Genomic DNA, 21,225 nt, shown 5'->3' with positions numbered 1-21,225 from the left:
AGTCAGAAACCCCGGAAATACAGAGGCCGACGCCCACGGGCGCCGGCCTCTTCACTTACAGGTTACAAACTGGGAAATGCAAACTGCGAAGCCTCATGGCTGGCACGCTGCGGCCAGCGTTGGGTAATGGCCTTGCGACGGGTATAAAAACGCACCCCGTCCGGACCATAGGCATGCAAGTCACCAAAAAGTGAACGCTTCCAACCACCGAAGCTGTGATAGGCGACAGGCACTGGCAATGGAACATTGACGCCAACCATGCCGACTTCAATCTCATCGCAAAACAACCGCGCCGCTTCGCCGTCACGGGTAAAGATGCAGGTGCCGTTGCCATATTCGTGATCGTTGATCAGTTGCATCGCCTCTTCCAAGCTATTGACCCGGACGATACACAGCACCGGCCCGAAGATTTCTTCCTTGTAGATGCGCATCTCAGGCGTCACGCGGTCAAACAGGCAGCCACCCAGGAAAAAGCCTTCCTCGTGCCCAGCAACGCTCAAGCCACGACCATCGACAATCAATGATGCCCCCGCCGACACGCCCTCCTCTATATACCCACTGACCTTGTCGCGGTGCTGCCCGGTAACAAGCGGCCCCATGTCCAGTCCGCAAGAAGTCCCCGCACCGATCTTCAGTGCCTTGACCTGCGGCACCAACTTGGCCACCAGGGCATCCGCTACTTGATCGCCGACACATACCGCTACCGAAATCGCCATGCAGCGCTCACCGCACGAACCGTACGCCGCGCCCATCAAGGCGCTGACTGCGTTGTCCAGATCTGCATCCGGCATCAGCACCGCATGGTTCTTCGCCCCACCCAGCGCCTGGACGCGCTTACCTCGACGAGTACCTTCGGCATAGATGTATTCAGCGATTGGTGTCGACCCGACAAAACTCAGCGCTTTTACCTCCGGCGCCTCGATCAAAGCATCCACCGCCGCCTTGTCGCCATGGACTACGCTCAATACACCTTTGGGCAAACCGGCTTCCAGCAAAAGCTGGGCGATCAGCAGTGTCGAACTCGGATCGCGCTCCGACGGCTTGAGAATGAAACAATTCCCACAGACGATAGCCAGCGGGTACATCCACAACGGCACCATTGCCGGGAAATTGAACGGCGTGATACCCGCCACGACACCTAAAGGCTGGAAATCTGACCAAGCATCGATATTCGGCCCTACATTGCGACTGTATTCGCCCTTCAGGATTTCCGGCGCCGCACAGGCAAACTCAACGTTTTCGATACCCCGTTTGAGTTCCCCCGCCGCGTCTTCCAGGGTCTTGCCGTGTTCTTCGCTGATCAACTGGGCGATGCGCGACTCGTTCTGCTCCAGCAGTTGCTTGAAACGGAACATTACTTGGGCGCGCTTCGCCGCCGGCGTGTTGCGCCAGGCCGGGAAAGCGGCCTTGGCGCCATCGATCGCCTGCTGGACAGTTGCGCGATCCGCCAGCGGTACTTGATGGATTGCCTGGCCGGTGGACGGGTTGAACACATCGGCTGTACGGGCGTTATCGCTCAACAGTTCGCCATTGATCAAATGCGGGATGAGGCTCATGGGGACTCCAGGAAATTGATCACCAGACGCCCATTAACGAGCGTCTCTCTATATAGAAGAAATCAGTCGATCTTGTTCAGCACTTCACCAACTGCGTCGAACAGGCGATCCAGGTCCTGCGGCTTGCTGTTGAACGTCGGCCCGAACTGCAAGGTATCGCCGCCAAAGCGCACATAGAACCCAGCCTTCCACAGTGCCATTCCCGCCTCGAAAGGACGCACGATAGCGTCACCGTCACGGGGGGCGATCTGGATCGCCCCGGCCAAGCCAAAGTTGCGAATATCGATAACGTTTTTCGAGCCTTTCAAGCCATGCAATGCGGTCTCGAAATGCGGCGCCACCTCGGCCACACCCTGCACCAGATTCTCTTTTTGCAGCAGGTCCAACGCCGCCAGTCCCGCCGCGCACGCCACTGGGTGCGCCGAGTACGTATAGCCATGGGGGAATTCCACGGCATATTCAGGCGTCGGCTGGCTCATGAACGTCTGGTAGATTTCGCTGCTAGCAATGACCGCCCCCATCGGAATTGCACCGTTGGTGACTTGCTTGGCGATGCACATCACGTCCGGCGTCACGCCAAAGCTGTCGGCACCAAACATCGCGCCGGTACGACCGAACCCGGTGATCACTTCGTCAAACACCAGCAAAATGTTGTGCTGGTCGCAGATTTTCCGCAGACGCTTCAGGTATCCCTCTGGCGGCACCAGCACACCGGCGGACCCAGCCATCGGCTCGACAAACACGGCGGCGATATTGGAAGCGTCGTGCAGCTCGATCAACTTCAACAGCTCATCGGCCAAGGCGATCCCGCCCTCCTTGGGCATGCCGCGGGAATAGGCGTTACTGGCCAGCAAGGTATGGGGCAAATGATCAACATCCATCATGGCTTGGCCGAACAATTTGCGGTTGCCGCTGACGCCGCCCAGGCTGGTGCCGGCAATATTCACACCGTGATAACCGCGGGCACGACCGATCATCTTGGTCTTGGTGGCCTGCCCCTTGAGGCGCCAATAAGCGCGAACCATCTTCACTGCGGTATCGGCGCACTCGGAACCTGAATCGGTGAAGAACACATGGTTGAGGTTGCCCGGGGTCAGGTTGGTGATCTTTTCCGCCAATTGGAACGACAACGGATGTCCATACTGGAATCCCGGCGAGTAATCGAGCGTGCCCAGTTGCTTGGCGACCGCTTCCTGGATCTCCTTGCGGGTGTGCCCGGCGCCGCACGTCCACAATCCCGACAGCGAATCGTAGACCTTGCGTCCCTTGTCATCGGTCAGCCAGCTACCTTCGGCGGCGACGATCAGGCGAGGGTCGCGTTGGAAATTGCGATTGGCCGTATAAGGCATCCAATGAGCGTCCAGCTTGAGCTGGCTGGCCAGGGAACCGACAGCGTGTTCGGGCATGTTCATCGACAAAACCTCGCAAGACATAAACGGTATGAAATCAGGAGCGTTCTTGCGACTACGTTGCCACGGCGATAAAGTCGGTGAAACCCAGCTTTTCTAACCTTCAGTCAGCGGATTACTAAACTATGAGCATGCGTCGTTCCGATCCGCTGGCCCAGGTCAGCGACTTCGATATCCGCTTGCTGCGCATTTTCCGCAGCGTGGTGGAATGCGGTGGTTTTTCTGCCGCCGAAACGGTCCTCGGGATCGGCCGCTCGGCTATCAGCCAGCAGATGAATGATCTTGAACAACGCCTAGGGCTGCGCTTGTGCCAGCGTGGCCGCGCGGGCTTTTCCCTGACTGAAGAAGGTCGCGAGGTCTATCAGTCGGCGCTGCAACTATTGAGTGCGCTGGAAAGTTTCCGTACCGAGGTCAACGGCCTCCATCAACATTTACGCGGCGAATTGATCATTGGCCTGACGGACAACCTTGTCACCCTGCCGCATATGCGTATCACCCACGCCTTGGCCCAGTTGAAAGAACGCGGGCCAGACGTGCAAATCCAGATTCGCATGATCGCACCCAACGAAGTCGAGCAAGGCGTACTCGACGGTCGCCTTCACGTCGGCGTGGTCCCCCAGGCCAGCGCCCTTTCGGGTCTTGAATACCAACCGCTCTACAGCGAACGCTCGCTGCTGTATTGCGCGGTCGGTCATCCACTGTTTTACGTGGACGACCAGCAACTCGAAGACGCTCGCCTCAATACCCAGGACGCCATCGCGCCAACCTTTCGCTTGCCGGCCGACATCCAGGCCCATTACCAGGCACTGAACTGCACGGCCAGCGCATCGGACCGCGAAGGCATGGCGTTTCTGATTCTCACGGGTCGTTATATCGGTTATCTACCGGATCACTACGCCAATCTCTGGGTACAACAAGGTCGCCTACGCGCGCTCAAACCCTTCGCGCGTTTCTACGACCTGAGCCTGGCATCGGTCACGCGCAAGGGGCGTCGCCCTCATTTGGTGCTGGAAAACTTCCTCGAAAATCTCGCGGCAACACGCTGAATTTCTTCAACGTGCCGCTTTTATAGCCGCAGCACTTGTCTGATCCGCGCCGGTGCGCTATGAACGCATTTGCCCGCACCCACAGACCCAGCCCGGAAACGTCCATGACTTTTGAAGTTCCCGCCCATGGCGGCAAGCCTACCGGCCGCATTCGTCAACAGAACGAAGAGACCATCCTCAGGGCCGCCGAGGATGAGTTCGCCCGTCACGGTTTCAAGGGCACCAGCATGAATACGATTGCCTTGAAGGCTGGATTGCCCAAGGCCAACCTGCACTACTATTTCACCAATAAGCTCGGGCTCTACGTGGCGGTATTGAGCAACATCATCGAGTTATGGGACAGCACGTTCAATTCCCTGACGGCCGAAGACGATCCGGCGCAGGCATTGACCCGCTACATTCGCGCCAAGATGGAGTTCTCGCGGCGCCAACCTCAGGCATCGCGGATCTTCGCCATGGAAGTGATCAGCGGCGGCGAGTGCCTGAGCGAATATTTCAACCAGGACTATCAGGCCTGGTTCAAGGGCCGAGCGGCTGTTTTCCAGGCTTGGATCGATGCAGGAAAAATGGACCCGGTCGATCCGGTGCATCTCATCTTCCTGCTATGGGGCAGCACCCAGCATTATGCCGACTTTGCTACCCAGATCTGCCGCGTGACCGGTCGCAGCAAGCTGACCAAGCAAGACATGATCGACGCTGGCGACAACTTGATCCGTATCATTCTAAAAGGCTGCGGCCTGACACCTGACCTCTCATACAGATCCTAGGACTACATGCCTTATACCCTCGCCGGCTTTTGTGAGTACCGTGAAGAAATCCGCAAAAGCCGTTTCATTACCCTTGCCGCCGCCATCAACAGCCCTGCCGAGGCCCAGGCCTTTATCGAACAGCACAGCGACCTGGCCGCCACGCACAATTGTTGGGCCTGGAAATTCGGCAACCAGTACCGCAGCAGCGACGATGGCGAACCAGGCGGTACCGCCGGACGTCCGATCCTGGCAGCCATCCAGGCCCAAGCCTGCGATCAGGTGGTGGTGCTGGTGATCCGCTGGTACGGCGGAATCCAGCTGGGGACCGGTGGGTTGGCGCGGGCGTACGGCGGCGGTGCAAACAAATGCCTGCAAAACGCCGAGAAGATTGAATTGATCAGCCGCGTGGGGCTGCGCTGCGTTTGCGGGTTCGCGGAACTGGCCCTGGTGAAACTGCGCACAACCGAATGCGGGGGGTTGGTGAACGCCGAGCATTTCACCGCCGATGGTGTAGAGCTTCAATTGGCGGTGGGCGAAGAACACATCGAAACGCTGCAGGCACGGCTGGCCGACCTGAGTCGCGGGCACATACGCCTGGAGCGTGAGACCGCCGTGTGACGGCAAAACGCGGATTTGCCCACACGCGCTGTGCACCCGCTTGTGGATAACCTGGGCGTACCACGCTGTAACCCTTCTGTCATGCGGCTTTCGGGGATTTGTACATTTTTCGTACAGGGACATCCAGACTTCAGAGATCCGTCAGCAAAACAATCACTTGCGGCGCTTTATCACCTTTAGAAGAAAGCCGCCCGGGGCTTATTCCCGACCTTGGAGCTTGCGCACAATTACTGTGGAACAAGCTGTGGATAACCCGTTCATGGGTCCAGCAGCCTCAGTAACGGCATGGACCGCAGCCGCTTGATCAATTTTTAATCAATCGATACGGTGATACAAACCCGACGCGTTGCGTCACGAGTTGAAACAACGGCTCGGGCAATGTTGTCCATTAAATCCATGGCCTTTTCTTTCAAGGATGCCTTCATGAATTCGGCGAAAAATGCATTGATCATCGGTGCTTCCAGGGGCTTGGGCCTGGGTTTGGTAAAGACGTTGCTCAGCGACGGCTGGAACGTCACTGCTACCGTGCGCAACCCGCAGCACGCGGACGCCTTGAAAGCGCTGGGTCCGGTGCGAATCGAAAGGCTCGACATGGACGACCAGCAAGCCGTCATCGCCTTGAGCCAGCAACTCAAGGGCGAAATCTTCGACCTGCTGTTCGTCAACGCCGGCGTAAAGGGCCCGGCCAATCAGAACCCTGGCGGCGCAACGCTGGCGGAGGTGGGCCAATTGTTCTTCACCAACGCAGTGGCACCGATCAATCTGGCCCAGCGCTTCGTCGGGCAGATTCGCGAACGTAGCGGCGTGCTGGCTTTCATGAGCTCCGTACTGGGCAGCGTGACCATGCCCGACGCGCCGGAACTGGCGTTGTACAAGGCAAGCAAAGCCGCCCTCAACTCAATGACCAACAGTTTCGTCAGTCAATTGGGCGAGCAGTCGCTGACCGTACTGTCCCTGCATCCGGGCTGGGTGAAGACCGACATGGGCGGTGAAGGTGCCGAGATAGACGTCCCGACCAGTACCCGTGGGCTGATCGACCAGGTCAATGCCTTCACCGGCAAGGGCGGGCATCACTTCGTCAATTACAGGGGCGAGACGATTCCCTGGTAAACGCCACCCATTACGTCGCCGGGTACTGGATATGTGCCGAACAACCTGAGTAAACTCCGACCCGCGCCCTCCCATGGCGCCCCTGGATCAGCAGACAGGGCATCACTGAGCTGGCTAACCTGAACCCACTTTCAGAGGAGCCGGCCATCATGCCTGCGACCCGTACCTGGTTAAAAAATCCCCTCGCCGTCTTCACGGCCAACGGCCTCGATGCCCGTGGCGGTCTCGTCCTGCAGGACGGTGCGATCGTCGAACTGCTGGGCCTCGGCCAGCAACCTCGCCAGCCCTGCGACCTAGTCTTTGACGCCCGCGATCATGTAATCCTGCCTGGGCTGATCAACACTCATCACCACTTCTATCAGACCCTCACCCGCGCCTGGGCACCGGTGGTCAACCAGCCGTTATTCCCTTGGTTGAAAACCCTCTATCCCGTATGGGCACGACTGACGCCAGAAAAACTCGCGCTGGCAAGCAAAGTGGCGCTGGCTGAACTGCTGCTGTCAGGCTGCACGACGGCGGCCGATCATCATTATCTGTTCCCGCAAGGCCTGGAAAATGCGATCGATGTGCAGGTTCAAAGCGTTCGCGAGCTGGGCATGCGCGCAATGCTGACTCGCGGCTCCATGAGCCTGGGCGAAGCCGACGGTGGCTTGCCGCCGCAACAGACCGTCCAGCAGGGCCAGGTGATTCTCGACGACAGCCAGCGATTGATTGCCCGCTATCACCAACGAGGCGATGGCGCGCAGATCCAGATTGCCTTGGCGCCGTGCTCGCCGTTTTCAGTCACGCCCGAGATCATGAGCGCCAGCGCCGAACTCGCGGAAAAACTCGACGTACGCCTGCACACGCACCTGGCCGAAACCCTCGACGAAGAAGATTTCTGCCTGCAACGCTTCGGCCTGCGCACCGTCGATTACCTGGACAGCGTCGGCTGGCTGGGCCCGCGCACCTGGCTGGCCCATGGCATTCATTTCAATCCGGACGAAATCGTCCGTCTCGGCGCCGCCGGCACCGGTATCTGTCATTGCCCCAGCTCGAACATGCGCCTGGCCTCGGGGATCTGTCCGACGCTTGAACTCACCGCCGCCGGCGCCCCGCTGGGCCTGGGGGTTGATGGCTCAGCCTCCAACGATGCCTCAAACATGATCCTGGAAGCCCGCCAAGCGCTCTACATCCAGCGCCTGCGCTACGGCGCACAAGCGATCACACCGGAACGGGTACTGGGCTGGGCGACCCGGGGTTCGGCGCAATTGCTGGGGCGCAGCGACATCGGTGAATTGGCGGTGGGCAAGCAGGCTGACCTGGCGCTATTCAAACTTGATGAGTTGCGCTTTTCCGGCAGCCACGACCCGATCTCGGCACTGCTGCTGTGCGGTGCCGATCGGGCGGATCGAGTGATGGTTGCAGGCGAGTGGCGTGTGATCGACGGACAGATCGAAGGCCTCGACCTGAAAGGGTTGATTGCCGATCACAGCCAGGCCGCGCGGGAGCTGATTGCTGCATCGTGACCCAATCAAAGGACGAATGTGGGAGCGAGTCTGCTCGCTCCCACAAGGACTCTGACAAGCTAAAGGCCCAGCAAAGACAACATCACAAACGTCGCAAACAACACAAAATGGGTCATCCCCTCGATGGCGTTGGTTTCGCCATCGTTGAGGTTGATGGCGCTGACGATCAGGGTGATGAAAATCATCACCGTCTGCACCGGCGTCATCGCCATCTGGAAAGGTTGCCCGGTGTAGAGCGCCATCGCTTCCATCACCGGCACGGTCAGGATCACGGTGGACAACGACGCCCCCAGCGCGATGTTGACCACCGACTGCATGCGATTGGCCAGGGCTGCGCGCAGGGCCGTGAGGATCTCCGGCGCAGCGGAGATGGCCGCCACCAGGATTGCCGTGACCACTGGCGGCGCGCCGGAGCCCTCCAGCCCCAGGTCGATGGCTTTGGACATGACTTCTGCCAGCGCACCGATTACCACTACGCCAAACACTAATGCGCCGATTGAAAATGCCAGGCTGATGGGTTTCGGCTCGGTTTCCACGGGCTCTTTCCTGCGGCGCTTTTGCGGGTAGCTGTAGCTGAAAAAATAGCTGTGGGGTCCCACCTGCATCCGTAGGAACAAGGTATACAACACGACCATCGCGCCGATGGTGAACGCCGAATAATGTTTCCAGTTTTCCTGTGGAATGAACTCCGGCACCACCATCGACACGCCCATGGCGGTGAGAATCATCACGCTGTAGGTGCGCGCCGAGTCATCGTTATAGACCTGCTCGCCATGCTTGAGCCCCCCCATCAAAGCCGCGAGCCCGAGAATGCCATTGATGTCGAGCATGACCGCAGAATAAATCGTGTCTCGTACCAGGGTGGGTGATGCTTCGTTACTCATCATGATCGCCAGGATCACGACTTCCACCAGCACCGCCGACAAGGTCAGGATCATGGTGCCGTAGGGATCGCCAACCTTTTCCGCCAACAGTTCCGCGTGATGAGCAACGCGCATGGACGCAGAAACAATAAAACCGATCAGCACCAACCCACTCGCCAGCGCCACGGCCTGCCCGCTGCCCAGAAACCAATGTTCCAGCGGGTAGGCGACGAAGGCGGCGAGCAGGGCCAACAACAGCAGTTTTTCTTGCTTGATCAACGAGAACATCGTGGGCCTGGCAATGGACGGGTCATGAGCTACTAGACTGTGACGGGCCGGGAACGTTTCGTGCGGATGCGGCCTGCGTAGTGGATCAGCCGGTCAGGTTTTACCAGACATCGGCGCCTACCCCTGTAGAATGCCCGCCATCGATTCGCTGATGAGAAAAAGACATGTACGACTGGCTGAACGCCTTGCCCAAGGCTGAACTGCACCTGCACCTGGAAGGCTCGCTGGAGCCCGAGTTGCTGTTTGCCCTGGCCGAACGCAACAAGATCGCCCTGCCATGGAACGACGTTGACACCCTGCGCCAGGCCTACGCCTTCAACAACCTGCAGGAATTTCTCGACCTGTACTACCAGGGCGCCGACGTGCTGCGCACCTCCCAGGATTTCTATGACCTGACCTGGGCCTACCTGCTGCGTTGCAAGGCGCAGAACGTGATCCACACCGAACCGTTCTTCGATCCCCAGACCCACACCGATCGCGGCATTCCATTCGAAGTGGTGCTCAACGGCATCGCCGCCGCCCTCAAGGACGGCGAACAGCAACTGGGCATCACCAGCGGCCTGATCCTGAGTTTCCTGCGCCACCTGAGCGAAGAACAGGCCGAGCAGACCCTCGACCAGGCGCTGCCTTTCCGTGACGCGTTCGTGGCCGTCGGCCTCGACAGCTCGGAGATGGGCCATCCACCAAGCAAATTCCAGCGGGTGTTCGACCGCGCGCGAAACGAAGGTTTCCTGACCGTCGCCCACGCTGGCGAGGAAGGTCCGCCCGAGTACATCTGGGAAGCCTTGGACCTGCTGAAGATCCAGCGCATCGACCACGGCGTTCGGGCAATCGAAGATGAACGGCTGATGCAGCGAATCATCGACGAGCAAATCCCGCTGACGGTGTGCCCGTTGTCCAACACCAAGCTCTGCGTGTTCGACGACATGTCGCAGCACAACATCCTCGATATGCTCGAACGCGGCGTGAAGGTAACGGTGAACTCCGATGACCCGGCGTATTTCGGCGGCTACGTCACCGAAAACTTCCATGCGCTGCATACGCATTTGGGCATGACTCAAGACCAGGCCAAGCGCTTGGCGCAAAACAGCCTGGATGCGCGACTTGTAAAACCTTAAGCCCGTCTCAACGCCTGTGGAAGCGAGTTTGCTCGCGATGGCGGTCGATCATTCAACATTGATGTTGGCTGACCCGGCGCTATCGCGAGCAAGCTCGCTCCCACAGGAGACTGTGTTCAGTCAGCGACATTCGCTTCGCTCAACTCCTCCAGCGTCTTGCCCCGCGTCTCCATTCCGTACAACCAGACCACACCCGCCGCCACCGCAAAGCACAGCGCGCCCAGGGCAAACACACCGCCTTGCCCGGTGATCGGAAATACCAACCCTGTTACCAAGGGGCCAAGCAGCGAACCGATGCGTCCGACCGCCGAGGCAAAGCCCGATCCCGTGGCTCTCGCCGAGGTGGGGTAAAGCTCCGGTGTATAGGTGTAAAGCACCGCCCACATGCCGAACAGGAAGAACTGCATCAACAGTCCGGTGCTTATCAGCAGGCCGACGTTGCCGCCGAACACCGCGCTCTGGCCATACAGAAATGCCATGACCCCGCCGCCCAGCAGCGTGATGATGCACACCGGCTTGCGCCCCCAACGTTCCACCAGCCAGGCCGCCATCAGGAAACCGGGGATCCCGCCGAGAGAAATCAGAACCGTGTAGTAGACCGACTGCGTCACCGCAAAACCCGATTGCTGCAACAAGGCGCTGAGCCAGGACGTCAGCCCGTAGAACCCGAGCAGGGCGAAGAACCAGACGCTCCAGATCATCACCGTGCGTTGGCGGTACAACGGTGACCAAATCTGCGCCAGGGCCGAGAAAAAGTTGCCAGGCACGGTCGCCAGCCTCGGCAGGCGAATGGGCTCGGGCAAATCGTGCGTGCCCAGCGAGGCGCGGACTTTGTCTTCGATCCGCTTGAGCACGGCATCCGCTTCATCGCCCCGGCCAGCCTGCTCCAGCCAACGCGGCGATTCGGGAATGAAAAAACGAATCACCAGGACGAAGACCGCCGGCACCGCCAATACCAGGAAAATGTCACGCCAGCCGATCACCGGCAGGAGGAAATACGACAACACGCCCGCCGCCACAAAGCCCAGCGGCCAGAAGCCGTCCATCAAGGCGATGTAGCGTCCACGGCGCTTCGCTGGAATAAGCTCCGAAAGCATCGACTGGGCGATTGGAAACTCCATGCCCATGCCGACGCCCAACAGGACACGAAACAACGTCAATGTCTCGATGTCCTGGGCGGTGGAACACAGGTAACTGGCCACCCCCCACAGTACGATGCTCCACTGGAACACCGGCTTTCGTCCAAATCGATCGGCCAACATGCCCGACAGCGAGGCGCCCACCACCATGCCAAAAAAGCTCGAGCTGGCCAGCAGCCCTGCCTGGGCCGAACTCAGGCCGAACTCGGTTTTGATCGACCCCAGCAAGAACGTCATCATGGCCAGGTCCATGGAGTCGAAGAAAAACGCCAAGGCGATGATGATGAATATGACCCGGTGATAGCCGCTGATCGGCAATCGCTCCAGTCGTTCCGCGGCACTGTAAACGTGAGTGTCCATTGCATTCCCCAATCCGAAAGAACCCCAGACCGAGTGTGCGCGAACCTCACAGGCGACTATTGCTGATAGCGACCTGCCGACAGCCCTAGAGCGCCATTTCCAAGGTGTCCTGCCTGGCGAACCGATGGATTTCCTGCTGGCCGAGGGTGGTCACCTGCAGGGCCCTCGAGTCATTTGGAAGGCTCAGCCAACCCGATTGCATGAACAACTGCAGCAACGCAGCCCCCAGCGCGCCACCCAAGTGTGGGCGCCGCTCACTCCAATCAGGGCAGGGGCAAGCAATGCGCGCGTTGCGATGAGCCAGTGCCTGGATGAACAGGCCACGCCCGGCCAACTGGTTCGCGCCCTTGTGCGTGACGATTACCCGCTGCTCAACCTGTTCAAGCCATCCGGCATCCAACAATCGCTGATACAGATCCGCCGCCAGGGTACCGCCCAGATGATCATCGCAAAGCCTGGCGCGCATCAGCGAAGCCGGTGCCGTCGGCGCCTTGGTTGGCATGAGGCCGCGTTTGAAAACTTCTGGAACCTGTCGCGGCGTGCTGGCAAGGGTCGCACTCGCCAACGCCTCGACGGCGGCACCGATCTCGGGGGCCGCCAGGCGAAAAAAACGCTTGCGGCCGCGGACTTCGACTTTCAACAGACCGCCCGTGGATAACCGCCCCAGATGGGCGTTGGCCGAAGAGGGCGAAAGCCCGGCCAGCAAAGCCAATTCATCGGCCTGTCGGGCCGTACCATCCATCAACGCCCACATCATCGCGCTACGCTTTGGGTCGGCCAGCAGCGTGGCAATCTGGCTGATGCAAGGTGCATGTTCCATGTATTCACTCCCTGTTGAATCGTCTGTCTACTGCTTTGGGGCATATTGACCCGTAAGAAGGTGCCGCCCAAAGCGGCTGACCGCCTGGAAGACCGGCATGCCCGTGCGGACTTCGCTTGCCGTCGTGCCCGTTTCAACGCTGACACAGGCGGCCGCTAGTATAAGCGTGCGGATCAAGGTTTCCTGTCCTCCAGAAACCTTTGGAGGCGATTGTGCGTGAGGGAAAAATCTCTATTTGCCCGCGACTAATGGTCATTATCAAAAAAACACTGAAAGAGCCTGTTGGTTTAGCCGCTTTTACCCCGCCCCCAAATCGCCAAACATGGGCGCCATCGTCCCTGCTCACGGAGCCGCTTCATGAAAGCCATCGCCTATTACCAATCACTGCCCATCAGCGATCCTCGCGCGCTGCAAGACGTCGAGCTGCCGGAGCCGGTTGCCGGCCCGAGAGACTTGCTGGTGGAGGTCAAGGCCATCTCGGTCAACCCCGTCGATACCAAGGTTCGCCAGAACGTGCAGCCAGAAGGCGGTGCCGGCAAGGTATTGGGCTGGGACGTGGCTGGAGTCGTCAAGGCCGTGGGCAGCGAGGTCACGCTGTTCAAGGCTGGCGACAAGGTGTTCTACGCCGGATCCATCGCCAGGGCCGGTGGCAACAGCGAAATGCATGTGGTGGATGAGCGTATCGTCGGCCACATGCCCAAGACCCTCGGTTTCGCCGAAGCCGCCGCGCTGCCGCTCACGGCGATCACCGCCTGGGAACTACTGTTCGACCGGCTGCAGATAAAAGAAGGCCAGGTTGACCACGGCCAGACCCTGCTGATCGTCGGCGCCGCCGGGGGCGTGGGTTCGATCCTGACGCAACTGGCCAGCCAGCTCACCGGCCTCAAGGTCATCGGTACCGCGTCCCGACCGCAGACAGTGGATTGGGTGCGTGACCTGGGTGCCGACCTGGTGGTCGATCACAGCCAGCCGCTGAGCGAAGTCCTCAAGCAGGCAGGCCAGGCTCAAGTGACCCACGTGGCCAGCCTGACCCAGACCGACCAGCACCTGGATCAATTGGTCGAAGCCTTGGCGCCCCAAGGCAAGCTGGCCCTCATCGACGACCCGAAATCCCTGGACGTGACCAAGCTCAAGCGCAAGAGCCTGTCCTTGCATTGGGAGTTCATGTACACCCGTTCCCTGTTCGAGACAGCCGACATGCTTGAACAGCACAAGCTGCTCAATCGCGTGGCGGGATTGATCGACGCCGGCACCTTGAAAACAACGGTGGGCGAACATTTCGGCGTGATCAATGCAGAGAACCTGCGCCGAGCCCACGCATTGCTTGAAAGTGGGAAGGCCAAGGGTAAGATCGTGCTTGAAGGATTCTGATGCCGGGCAGTCGCCCGTGGCGAGGGAGCTTGCTCCCTCGCCACAAAAGCCTGCACCGTCAGTCCGACAATTGACCGTTGTCACAACTGCGCTCGCAATCGGGTCTACACTCGAGGCCTTTGCAACGCAATCTTTTACACGAGGAGGTCAGCAATGAAGATCCTGATAAAAGAGGTGGCAAAATCTCAATGGCAAGTGCGCCTTGACCAGCATGTCGTGACCTTTCGCTCCGAAGCCGAAGCCCAGGCTTTCGCGAACACCCTGCAAGCGCGCATTCGAGCGCCCCATCACTTTCCCGAACATCAGCAGCGCGCGGCCGGTTGAATCAGCTTCGCTGACTCGCCTGGGCAAGCGCCAAAGCGTTTTGCAGACGACGGGTCAGCATTGCCGCGCCGACCACCAACAATCCGCAAAGGCTGATGACGATCGCCATCGGCACCGCCGTGCCGTCATGTAGCGCTGCCACCAACGCGGCGGCACCCGCAGCGACGGAAAACTGAAGGCATCCCAACATGGCCGAGGCGCTCCCCGCCCGGGCACCCTGCCCGTTCATGGCGCAAGCCGACGCATTGGGGATGATGCAACCCAGACTGGCGATGCAGATAAAGAGCGGGATCAACAACGGCCACAACCGCTCCGGCTGGAAGGCGCTGATGGCCAACAAACTCAGCCCGGCAATCCAATAGACCCAGACCGCGCGGGCCAGCAGGAAGGCCGGACCGCGTTTGGACAACAGCCTGGCATTGACTTGCGCCACCAGGATGAAGCCCGCCGCGTTGGTACCAAACAGCCAGCCAAAGTGCTCAGCGGGCACGCCATAGAGCTTGATGAAAACGAACGGCGAACCGGCGATGTAGGCAAACATCCCGGCAATCGCGATGCCGCCTGTCAAGGCATGACCAAGGAAAACAGAGTCCTTGAGAAGGCGACCGTATTGGCGCAATGCCCCGGACAACGGTTGCCGTGGCACATGCTCAGGCAGGCTTTCCGGCAACCACAAGGCAACCGCCGTCACCGCAAGCGCACTGAACAACGTCAACCCAATGAAAATGGATTGCCAACCGTAAACGTTCACCAGCAGGCCGCCGAGCATCGGCGCGAGGATCGGCGCCAGGCCCATTACCAGCATCAACTGCGAAAACACCTTGGCCGAGCCCACTGCGTCGCATTTGTCGCTGACCACCGCCCGGGAAATCACCATTCCCGCGCATCCGCCCAAAGCCTGCACGAAGCGGGCGCCGATCAGCCATTCGAGGCTTGGCGCGTAGGCGCAGGCCAGGGATGCCACGGTGAACAAGCCGACCCCCGCCAGCAGCGGGATACGCCGTCCGAAGCGATCCGCCACCGGCCCGTAGGCCAGTTGGCCGAGGGACAGCCCGAGGAAATAAGCCGCCAGGGTCAGTTGGATATGTTTTTCATCGGTGCCAAAAGCGATTGCCATCGCCGGGAACGCCGGCAGATAAAAATCGATCGCCAAGGGACCGAAAGCGCTCAAGGCGCCAAGAATCAGAATGGTACGGAGGTTCATCAGGCGTCCAGATCAGCGTCAGTCGGCAGCCCGACAGTTTAGCCGGGCTGAGCGCTCTTGAACATTCCGATAGGTCGCTAACGATTAAGAATCTCAGGCGGGACTGGCTTCGTAGCCCTCCTCCCTTATCGCATCGATCACCGTCTTCTGCGGCAACGTGCTTTGGACCTGGACGGTCCCAGCCCCCAGATCCACTTGCACCTGCGCGGTTGGATCCTGAGCCTGCACAGCCTGGGTAACGGCCTTTACGCAATGACCGCAAGACATTCCTCGAACATTGAAGATTTGCATGAAATGACTCCTTGGGATTGGAATTGACCACAGTTTCAAGCTTGCCATCATGGCAAGGTCAAGTTTTGGCAAAAACTGCCGGGCTGGCAATCGGCGTCCTGCTCGGCCAAGCTGCACCTATCAGGATTTCATACCGGAGGTTCAGCCATGCGCTGGTCAGCGTTCAGCCTGTTTTGCATGCTCGGTCTTTCAGCAGTGCCCCCCCAGGCATCGGCTGTTGGCGAAGACTATGGTGTGCTGATCATTTCTCGTGAGCGCCTGGAAGTGCCGACCAGTTGCGAAATCGGCATCTACATCGAGGATCAGCTCTCGGCCAGGCTATTCCAAGAGCAAAGCACCTCCTTCAATCTGCCGCCCGGTCGGTTTTCCTTGCGCCTGAAACTACTGCCTGGCCAGGCCGCGGGTTGCGCCCCGGGCATGCTCGCTCCGGGATCGCAGGACATCACGCTCAAGGCCGGCGACATTCTGAAATACCGAATCGCAGCGAATGGGGAAGGCATGTACCTCAAGCAGGCTGACCTCGGATACTGACGTTGCCCCTAACATGGGGGAGCGAACTTGCTCCCACGGTGCAACGTGCAAGCTTTTGCATTGGCGCTTGACCTTGCCAACATGGCAAGGTTGATCCTGTGGTCGTCCACTACAGGGAGCCTGCCCCATGCCTGAACCCACTATTTTTGATCTGCCGATCTGCGGCATGACCTGCGCCAGCTGCGCCGGGCGAGTCGAGCGAGCGTTGCGCAAGGTGACCGGCGCCAGTGCCGTCAGCGTCAACCTGGCGACGGAACAGGCGCGGGTCCAGGCGCCAGAAGGAAGCCTGCCCGCCTTGATGGAGGCAGTCGAACAAGCAGGTTACGGCGTTCCCGTGCAGACCCTGGAATTGAGCATCGAAGGCATGACCTGCGCCTCTTGCGTTGCACGGGTCGAGCGAGCATTGAGCAAAGTCGCCGGCGTGCATCGCGCCAGCGTGAACTTGGCCAATGAGCGGGCTCACCTCGAATTGCTGGGCCAGATCGACCCGCAAACGCTCCTCGAAGCGGTCAAGCGCGCCGGCTATGACGCCAGTGTCTGGGAGGTGGAACAACCGCGAAAAAACCAGGGCGATCGACTGAACCGCGAGCGGCTGGCACTGATACTGGCAATTTTGCTGTCCCTGCCCTTGGTATTGCCGATGATGTTGCAGCCCTTCGGCGTGAGCTGGATGCTGCCAGCCTGGCTGCAGTTCGCGTTGGCGACGCCCGTCCAATTCATCTTCGGTGCACGTTTCTACGTCGCGGCTTTTAAAGCTGTCCGCGCCGGGGCCGGGAATATGGACCTATTGGTCGCCCTGGGCACCAGCGCCGGTTATGGCCTGAGCCTCTACGAATGGGCGATTGCCCAGCCCGGGAGCATGCCGCACTTGTACTTCGAGGCCTCGGCCGTGGTGATTGCCCTGGTATTGCTCGGCAAATATTTGGAAAGCCGTGCCAAACGACAAACCGCCAGCGCCATCCGCGCCCTCGAAGCCCTGCGACCGGAGCGGGCTGTCCAGGTGATCGACGGCGAGGAACGGGACGTTGCCATCAACGCGCTGCGCTTGAATGACTGGGTGTTGGTCAAGCCTGGCGAGCGATTCCCGGTGGACGGCGAAGTGATCGAAGGCCAGAGCCATGCCGACGAGGCACTGATCAGTGGCGAAAGCCTGCCCGTGCCCAAGCAACCCGGTGACAAGGTCACCGGTGGCGCGATCAATGGCGAAGGTCGTTTGCTGGTGCGCACCCAGGCCCTTGGCGCAGAGACGGTCCTGGCGCGCATCATTCGCCTGGTGGAAGACGCCCAGGCGGCCAAGGCCCCCATCCAGAAGCTGGTGGACAGAGTCAGCCAGGTATTCGTGCCGGTTGTGTTGCTTTTGGCCCTTGCGACATTGGCGGGCTGGTGGCTCTACGGAGCGCCGCTGGAGACAGCACTGATCAACGCCGTCGCCGTGCTGGTGATCGCCTGCCCCTGTGCCCTGGGCCTGGCGACGCCGACAGCGATCATGGCCGGCACCGGCGTCGCCGCGCGCCACGGCATCTTGATCAAGGACGCCGAGGCGCTGGAGCGCGCCCATGACGTGGACACAGTGGTGTTCGACAAAACCGGAACCTTGACATCCGGCGCGCCGCGCATTGCTCACTTGGCGGCGCTCGAAGGTGAAGAAAATGCGCTGCTGAGAATGGCCGGCGCCCTGCAACGGGGCAGCGAGCATCCGCTGGCCAAAGCAGTGCTGGACGCCTGCGCCGAGCGCGGCTTGAACGTACCGGACATCAGCGATAGCCAGTCGCTTACCGGGCGCGGCATTGCCGGCAGCCTCGACGGGCACCGCCTGGCGCTGGGCAATCGGCGCTTGCTGGAAGAGCTCGGGCCAGACCCCGAGTCGCTGGCCGAGGCGGCGCAGGCCTGGGAAACCGAAGGTCGGACGTTGTCCTGGCTGATCGATCAAGGCTCGACACCTCGCGTCCTCGGCCTGTTTGCCTTCGGCGACACACTCAAGCCGGGCGCCTTGGCGGCGGTGGAGGCCTTGAACCAGCGTCATATCACCATCCATCTGCTCACCGGCGATAACCGAGGCAGCGCTCGGGTTGTGGCCCAGGCGCTGGGAATCAACAACGTCCACGCCGAAGTATTGCCGGCCGACAAATCCGCCATCGTCGAGCGACTGAGGGGCCATTCGGTGGTGGCGATGGTTGGCGACGGCATCAATGACGCCCCGGCCCTGGCCGCAGCCGACATTGGCATCGCCATGGGCGGCGGCACCGACGTGGCGATGCACGCCGCCGGCATCACGCTGATGCGCGGCGACCCTCGCCTGGTGCCGGCGGCGCTGGATATCAGCCGCAAGACCTACGCAAAGATCCGCCAGAACCTGTTCTGGGCCTTCGTCTATAACCTGGTCGGGATTCCCCTGGCCGCGTTCGGCTTGCTCAACCCGGTGCTGGCCGGCGCGGCCATGGCGCTGTCGAGCGTCAGCGTGGTCAGCAATGCATTACTGTTGAAGTTCTGGACACCCGCAGATCTGGAGGACAAGCGATGAACATCGGCCAAGCGGCCCGCCAGAGTGGCCTTAGCGCGAAGATGATCCGGTATTACGAGTCCATCGGCTTGCTCAAGGCGGCCCATCGCACGGACAGCGGCTACCGGATCTACGGCACCGATGATTTGCACACGCTGGCGTTCATCAAGCGCTCCCGAGACCTGGGGTTTTCCCTGGAGGAAGTCGGCAAACTGTTGACGCTTTGGCAGGACCGCCAACGTGCCAGTGCCGACGTGAAGACCCTGGCCAAGCAACACATCGATGAACTGAACCAGAAAATCCGTGAACTCGCGGAGCTGCGCGATACCCTCCAGGACTTGGTGGAGCACTGCCAGGGCGATCACCGGCCCGACTGCCCGATCCTCAAGGAGCTGGAATCGGGGTGTTGCAAGAAGTGATGCCCTATACCGAACACAAATAAAAAACCCGGCCTGGGCCGGGTTTCTGGGACAACCGATCACTGCATCCAAGGCGGAGGCGGCTCCTCGGTCTTGCCTGGCGGCGCATCGTCGGCGGCGCGCACAGCCTGGCGTCGTTCTTCGTCCAGGCGCGCGGCCTCGATCTCGCGCATGATCCCGCCAACATCCGCCAGCTCTTCGGGCTCGTCGAACTCACCGGTCAACACACTGCCCGGGTGCAACGTGCCGGCTTCATAAAGCGCCCACATTTCCTTGGCGTACCGGGTGCGTTTCAGCTCCGGAGCGAAACGGCCGAAGTAAGACGCCATGTTGCCGACATCCCGCTCCAACATGCTGAAGGCGTGGTTGTTGCCAGCGGCGTCCACCGCTTGCGGCAGATCGATGATGACCGGGCCTGTCGGCGTGAGCAGCACGTTGAACTCCGACAGGTCGCCGTGCACCAGGCCGGTACACAGCATCAGTACGATCTGAGAAATCAGATAGGCGTGATATTCGCGTGCCTGGTCCGGCTCCAGCACGACATCGTTCAGGCGTGGCGCGGCATCGCCATACTCGTCGGCCACCAGTTCCATCAGCAGCACGCCTTCAAGGAAGTCGTACGGCTTGGGCACTCGCACACCGGCGTTGGCCAACCGGAACAACGCAGCCACTTCGGCGTTCTGCCAAGCGTCTTCAGTTTCCTTGCGCCCGAACTTCGAACCTTTTGCCATGGCGCGGGCCTGACGACTGTTACGGACCTTGCGACCTTCCTGGTATTCGGCCGCCTGGCGAAAACTTCGCTTGTTCGCCTCCTTGTAGACCTTGGCGCAACGCAGCTCATTGCCGCAGCGCACCACGTAAACAGCTGCTTCTTTGCCACTCATGAGTGGGCGCAGCACCTCGTCGACCAGACCGTCCTCGATCAGGGGTTCAATGCGTTTTGGAGTCTTCATCAGCTTTTATTCTGGGTCCTTTATTACCAAACACGCGAATGACAGGTCGTTATACGGCAATCCTCCCTTCACGGGGAGGGGTTCCGACCTATGAACCCTGAATGCACACACTGTGCCGGATCAGATCAACCGCGCAAGATCATAGCCGAGACCCGGCCCGTCGCAGGTCATTGGATAAGCAAGTATTTGCGACAAGAACTGACAAGGGCTCAATGCGTGAACAGTTCGCCCGGGGTGAAACCGAACAATCCCTTGAATGCCGCGATGAAAGCGGACGTCGACTCATACCCGCAAGACAGCGCCGCGCTGGTCACACTGTCGCCTTTCTCCAGCGATCCCAAGGAGGACAACAGCCGCATGCGTTGGCGCCACGCGCGAAAGTTGAGGCCGGTTTCACGTAGAAACAAACGGGTCAGGGTCTTTTCCGATGTGCCCAGTCGCTCGGCCCAGGCTTGCAGGGTGACGCAGGATTCGGGCTGTTCGATCAACTCGTTGCACAGCTCCAGCAGGCGGGCATGCCGTGGCAGCGGCAGGGAAAAACCCACTTCCGGCAATGCCGCCAACTGGTCCAGCAGCACTTGCACCAGCCGCGCCTCCTGGGTATCGCCTTGCGGGTAGGCGGCGGGAAATTGGCAGAAGACCTTGATCAGCTCTCGCGCCAAGGGCGTGACCTCCAGCACCCGGCAACGCCCATCGCCCCACGGGCAAGCCTGGCGATGCACATAAAGGCTGCGCATTTCCGCACGGGTGGATGTCACGACGTGATGTTCGAGGTCGGCCGGGATCCAGATGCCCCGTTGCGGCGGCGCGAAGAAACTGCCCTCGGCGGTATGAACGCCGAGCACACCGCTGATGGCATAGGAAAACTGCACCCAATCGTGTCGATGCACCTGGGTCCATGAACCCGCATCCAGGCTTTCGACCCGAGCATAAAGTGGCCGAGGCAGTTCCGTCAGGTCGGGAATGCGCCGTTCAAGCTGCTGCTGTCCGTTAGTCGGCATTGATTGGCCTTATATCGCAAGACGACTGTTCAGGCCGACGTTAGGCT

The 21,225-nt window shown here is 60.3% G+C and carries 20 protein-coding genes; 11 read left to right on the top strand and 9 right to left on the bottom strand.

Going from position 1 to position 21,225, the window contains the following annotated elements:
- Positions 1 to 62: 62 nt before the first annotated feature.
- Together J3P90_RS03360 and J3P90_RS03355 are read right to left on the bottom strand one after the other, a co-directional pair.
- Positions 63 to 1,556, bottom strand: coding sequence for a CoA-acylating methylmalonate-semialdehyde dehydrogenase (locus tag J3P90_RS03360; protein WP_420766312.1), 1,494 nt, complete (start codon positions 1,554 to 1,556; stop codon positions 63 to 65).
- A gap of 62 nt (positions 1,557 to 1,618) precedes the next feature.
- Positions 1,619 to 2,968, bottom strand: a complete 1,350-nt coding sequence (locus J3P90_RS03355) for an aspartate aminotransferase family protein (RefSeq protein ID WP_434607926.1) — start codon at positions 2,966 to 2,968, stop codon at positions 1,619 to 1,621.
- A 122-nt stretch (positions 2,969 to 3,090) separates the two neighbouring features.
- On the opposite strand from J3P90_RS03355, the gene J3P90_RS03350 reads away from it, so the two are divergent.
- From J3P90_RS03350 to J3P90_RS03330, 5 genes are all read left to right on the top strand, one after another.
- Positions 3,091 to 4,011, top strand: a complete 921-nt coding sequence (locus tag J3P90_RS03350) for a LysR family transcriptional regulator (protein ID WP_420766310.1) — start codon at positions 3,091 to 3,093, stop codon at positions 4,009 to 4,011.
- A 104-nt stretch (positions 4,012 to 4,115) separates the two neighbouring features.
- On the top strand, positions 4,116 to 4,778 hold the full coding sequence (locus J3P90_RS03345; RefSeq protein ID WP_420766309.1) for a TetR/AcrR family transcriptional regulator: 663 nt from the start codon (positions 4,116 to 4,118) through the stop codon (positions 4,776 to 4,778).
- Between the two features lie 6 nt (positions 4,779 to 4,784).
- On the top strand, positions 4,785 to 5,378 hold the full coding sequence (locus tag J3P90_RS03340) for an IMPACT family protein (RefSeq protein WP_420766308.1): 594 nt from the start codon (positions 4,785 to 4,787) through the stop codon (positions 5,376 to 5,378).
- 423 nt (positions 5,379 to 5,801) lie between these two features.
- Positions 5,802 to 6,488 (top strand): SDR family oxidoreductase, encoded by a 687-nt coding sequence (locus J3P90_RS03335; RefSeq protein WP_420766307.1) that lies wholly within the window; start codon positions 5,802 to 5,804, stop codon positions 6,486 to 6,488.
- 149 nt (positions 6,489 to 6,637) lie between these two features.
- Positions 6,638 to 7,996, top strand: a complete 1,359-nt coding sequence (locus tag J3P90_RS03330) for an 8-oxoguanine deaminase (RefSeq protein WP_420766306.1) — start codon at positions 6,638 to 6,640, stop codon at positions 7,994 to 7,996.
- Positions 7,997 to 8,055: 59 nt separating this feature from the next.
- Here the strand turns inward: J3P90_RS03330 and J3P90_RS03325 are convergent, their stop codons facing one another.
- Positions 8,056 to 9,147 (bottom strand): calcium:proton antiporter, encoded by a 1,092-nt coding sequence (locus J3P90_RS03325; protein WP_420766305.1) that lies wholly within the window; start codon positions 9,145 to 9,147, stop codon positions 8,056 to 8,058.
- Between the two features lie 164 nt (positions 9,148 to 9,311).
- On the opposite strand from J3P90_RS03325, the gene J3P90_RS03320 reads away from it, so the two are divergent.
- The gene (locus J3P90_RS03320; protein WP_420766304.1) at positions 9,312 to 10,265 is read left to right on the top strand and encodes an adenosine deaminase; all 954 of its coding nucleotides are present in this window, start codon (positions 9,312 to 9,314) and stop codon (positions 10,263 to 10,265) included.
- 116 nt (positions 10,266 to 10,381) lie between these two features.
- Here the strand turns inward: J3P90_RS03320 and J3P90_RS03315 are convergent, their stop codons facing one another.
- Together J3P90_RS03315 and J3P90_RS03310 are read right to left on the bottom strand one after the other, a co-directional pair.
- Positions 10,382 to 11,764 carry an MFS transporter gene (locus J3P90_RS03315; protein WP_434560827.1) on the bottom strand — a complete coding sequence of 461 codons (1,383 nt, stop codon included), beginning with the start codon at positions 11,762 to 11,764 and terminating at the stop codon, positions 10,382 to 10,384.
- Positions 11,765 to 11,849: 85 nt separating this feature from the next.
- Positions 11,850 to 12,584, bottom strand: coding sequence for an ArsR/SmtB family transcription factor (locus J3P90_RS03310; RefSeq protein ID WP_420766302.1), 735 nt, complete (start codon positions 12,582 to 12,584; stop codon positions 11,850 to 11,852).
- A gap of 357 nt (positions 12,585 to 12,941) precedes the next feature.
- Between J3P90_RS03310 and J3P90_RS03305 the strand changes: the two genes are divergently transcribed.
- Both J3P90_RS03305 and J3P90_RS03300 read left to right on the top strand, forming a co-directional pair.
- Positions 12,942 to 13,955: a zinc-binding alcohol dehydrogenase family protein gene (locus J3P90_RS03305; RefSeq protein ID WP_434675826.1), complete on the top strand. Its 1,014-nt coding sequence runs from the start codon at positions 12,942 to 12,944 to the stop codon at positions 13,953 to 13,955.
- A gap of 153 nt (positions 13,956 to 14,108) precedes the next feature.
- Entirely contained in the window at positions 14,109 to 14,279 is a 171-nt protein-coding gene (locus J3P90_RS03300; RefSeq protein ID WP_420766300.1) for a hypothetical protein, read from the top strand.
- A gap of 1 nt (position 14,280) precedes the next feature.
- Here J3P90_RS03300 and J3P90_RS03295 read toward each other — a convergent pair whose 3' ends face one another.
- Both J3P90_RS03295 and J3P90_RS03290 read right to left on the bottom strand, forming a co-directional pair.
- Positions 14,281 to 15,483 carry a multidrug effflux MFS transporter gene (locus J3P90_RS03295; RefSeq protein ID WP_434675825.1) on the bottom strand — a complete coding sequence of 401 codons (1,203 nt, stop codon included), beginning with the start codon at positions 15,481 to 15,483 and terminating at the stop codon, positions 14,281 to 14,283.
- Positions 15,484 to 15,576: 93 nt separating this feature from the next.
- The gene (locus J3P90_RS03290; RefSeq protein WP_420766298.1) at positions 15,577 to 15,774 is read right to left on the bottom strand and encodes a heavy-metal-associated domain-containing protein; all 198 of its coding nucleotides are present in this window, start codon (positions 15,772 to 15,774) and stop codon (positions 15,577 to 15,579) included.
- Between the two features lie 147 nt (positions 15,775 to 15,921).
- On the opposite strand from J3P90_RS03290, the gene J3P90_RS03285 reads away from it, so the two are divergent.
- The 3 genes from J3P90_RS03285 (at position 15,922) to cueR (ending at position 19,224) form a co-directional block, all read left to right on the top strand.
- Entirely contained in the window at positions 15,922 to 16,305 is a 384-nt protein-coding gene (locus J3P90_RS03285) for a hypothetical protein (protein WP_434675824.1), read from the top strand.
- A gap of 127 nt (positions 16,306 to 16,432) precedes the next feature.
- A complete protein-coding gene (locus J3P90_RS03280) occupies positions 16,433 to 18,826 on the top strand; it encodes a heavy metal translocating P-type ATPase (protein ID WP_434675823.1) in 2,394 nt (797 codons plus the stop codon).
- Positions 18,823 to 19,224, top strand: coding sequence for a Cu(I)-responsive transcriptional regulator (cueR, locus tag J3P90_RS03275; protein WP_434649053.1), 402 nt, complete (start codon positions 18,823 to 18,825; stop codon positions 19,222 to 19,224). Before J3P90_RS03280 ends, cueR begins: the two co-directional genes overlap by 4 nt.
- A gap of 59 nt (positions 19,225 to 19,283) precedes the next feature.
- Here cueR and J3P90_RS03270 read toward each other — a convergent pair whose 3' ends face one another.
- Together J3P90_RS03270 and J3P90_RS03265 are read right to left on the bottom strand one after the other, a co-directional pair.
- Positions 19,284 to 20,177 carry a PA4780 family RIO1-like protein kinase gene (locus tag J3P90_RS03270; protein ID WP_039593547.1) on the bottom strand — a complete coding sequence of 298 codons (894 nt, stop codon included), beginning with the start codon at positions 20,175 to 20,177 and terminating at the stop codon, positions 19,284 to 19,286.
- 209 nt (positions 20,178 to 20,386) lie between these two features.
- Positions 20,387 to 21,178: an AraC family transcriptional regulator gene (locus J3P90_RS03265; protein WP_434607943.1), complete on the bottom strand. Its 792-nt coding sequence runs from the start codon at positions 21,176 to 21,178 to the stop codon at positions 20,387 to 20,389.
- Positions 21,179 to 21,225 lie beyond the last annotated feature (47 nt).

The organism is Pseudomonas sp. D3-10 (genome assembly GCF_051132175.1).
Classification (GTDB): domain Bacteria; phylum Pseudomonadota; class Gammaproteobacteria; order Pseudomonadales; family Pseudomonadaceae; genus Aquipseudomonas.
Note: the sequence above shows the minus strand (reverse complement) of the source record. Positions and strands in the feature narration are given on the sequence as shown.

Coding starts and splice junctions, on each gene's coding strand:
- J3P90_RS03360 (WP_420766312.1), bottom strand. CDS start 1,556: ATGAGCCTCATCCCGCATTTGATCAATGGCGAACTGTTGAGCGATAAC.
- J3P90_RS03355 (WP_434607926.1), bottom strand. CDS start 2,968: ATGAACATGCCCGAACACGCTGTCGGTTCCCTGGCCAGCCAGCTCAAG.
- J3P90_RS03350 (WP_420766310.1), top strand. CDS start 3,091: ATGAGCATGCGTCGTTCCGATCCGCTGGCCCAGGTCAGCGACTTCGAT.
- J3P90_RS03345 (WP_420766309.1), top strand. CDS start 4,116: ATGACTTTTGAAGTTCCCGCCCATGGCGGCAAGCCTACCGGCCGCATT.
- J3P90_RS03340 (WP_420766308.1), top strand. CDS start 4,785: ATGCCTTATACCCTCGCCGGCTTTTGTGAGTACCGTGAAGAAATCCGC.
- J3P90_RS03335 (WP_420766307.1), top strand. CDS start 5,802: ATGAATTCGGCGAAAAATGCATTGATCATCGGTGCTTCCAGGGGCTTG.
- J3P90_RS03330 (WP_420766306.1), top strand. CDS start 6,638: ATGCCTGCGACCCGTACCTGGTTAAAAAATCCCCTCGCCGTCTTCACG.
- J3P90_RS03325 (WP_420766305.1), bottom strand. CDS start 9,147: ATGTTCTCGTTGATCAAGCAAGAAAAACTGCTGTTGTTGGCCCTGCTC.
- J3P90_RS03320 (WP_420766304.1), top strand. CDS start 9,312: ATGTACGACTGGCTGAACGCCTTGCCCAAGGCTGAACTGCACCTGCAC.
- J3P90_RS03315 (WP_434560827.1), bottom strand. CDS start 11,764: ATGGACACTCACGTTTACAGTGCCGCGGAACGACTGGAGCGATTGCCG.
- J3P90_RS03310 (WP_420766302.1), bottom strand. CDS start 12,584: ATGGAACATGCACCTTGCATCAGCCAGATTGCCACGCTGCTGGCCGAC.
- J3P90_RS03305 (WP_434675826.1), top strand. CDS start 12,942: ATGAAAGCCATCGCCTATTACCAATCACTGCCCATCAGCGATCCTCGC.
- J3P90_RS03300 (WP_420766300.1), top strand. CDS start 14,109: ATGAAGATCCTGATAAAAGAGGTGGCAAAATCTCAATGGCAAGTGCGC.
- J3P90_RS03295 (WP_434675825.1), bottom strand. CDS start 15,483: ATGAACCTCCGTACCATTCTGATTCTTGGCGCCTTGAGCGCTTTCGGT.
- J3P90_RS03290 (WP_420766298.1), bottom strand. CDS start 15,774: ATGCAAATCTTCAATGTTCGAGGAATGTCTTGCGGTCATTGCGTAAAG.
- J3P90_RS03285 (WP_434675824.1), top strand. CDS start 15,922: ATGCGCTGGTCAGCGTTCAGCCTGTTTTGCATGCTCGGTCTTTCAGCA.
- J3P90_RS03280 (WP_434675823.1), top strand. CDS start 16,433: ATGCCTGAACCCACTATTTTTGATCTGCCGATCTGCGGCATGACCTGC.
- cueR (WP_434649053.1), top strand. CDS start 18,823: ATGAACATCGGCCAAGCGGCCCGCCAGAGTGGCCTTAGCGCGAAGATG.
- J3P90_RS03270 (WP_039593547.1), bottom strand. CDS start 20,177: ATGAAGACTCCAAAACGCATTGAACCCCTGATCGAGGACGGTCTGGTC.
- J3P90_RS03265 (WP_434607943.1), bottom strand. CDS start 21,178: ATGCCGACTAACGGACAGCAGCAGCTTGAACGGCGCATTCCCGACCTG.